This is a genomic window from Palleronia caenipelagi, assembly GCF_007004065.1.
Classification (GTDB): domain Bacteria; phylum Pseudomonadota; class Alphaproteobacteria; order Rhodobacterales; family Rhodobacteraceae; genus Palleronia; species Palleronia caenipelagi.
Map to the genome: position 1 here is coordinate 1 of NZ_VFSV01000172.1, position 678 is coordinate 678.

2 pseudogenes are annotated in these 678 nt (G+C 60.8%); one reads left to right on the top strand and one right to left on the bottom strand.

The features are described 5' to 3' along the window. A pseudogene (locus FEV53_RS20540) lies at window positions 1-283 on the bottom strand (transposase); the annotation flags it as partial. Window positions 284-355: 72 nt separating this feature from the next. On the opposite strand from FEV53_RS20540, the pseudogene FEV53_RS20545 reads away from it, so the two are divergent. After that, a pseudogene (locus FEV53_RS20545) lies at window positions 356-678 on the top strand (transposase); the annotation flags it as partial.

Below are 678 nucleotides of genomic sequence, written 5' to 3' on the forward strand. Positions count from 1 at the left end.
CGCCTGTTTGCGATCGGGCTGATCGAAGGCCTGGCGGAACGAGCCATTGAGGCGCCATTGGTTCGAGCCCGATGGCGAGTGCGGCACCCACGGTGTGCTGGCCGCGTGACACATGGGCGAGCGCATTGCGCATCCAGTGGACGCGGCAGCGCTGCCCGTTCGCAGGCTCACCCTCAAACACGCGCTCGATGGCCGCCCTGAGGCCGCTGTGGGCATCGCTGATCACAAGCTTGGTGCCGTCCAGCCCACGCGCCTTCAGGCCGCGCAGGACGTCCATCCAGAAGGGTAAGCCGGGCCAGTGGTCTTCCCCCACTGAAGTGGTCCTCCGCTATGTTCAGGAAAACGGAGGAAACACATGGCAAACAAGCGACCAAAGCCGGAAGAGATTGTTACGAAGTTACGGCAGGTTGAGGTTCTGACGGGGCAAGGGATGCCGCGTCTGGATGCGATCCGCCAGATCGGCGTGACTGAACAGACGTTCTACCGCTGGAAGAAAAAGTACGGTGGAATGGGCACGGACCAATTGAAGGAACTAAAGCGTCTTCAGAAAGAGAATGAGCGGCTACGCAAGGCCGTTTCGGATCTGACCCTGGACAAGCTGATCCTGGCGGAGGCCGCAAAGGGAAACTTCTGAGCCCCGCTCGTCGCCGTACCTGCATTGATCGTGTTCGTGCAGAA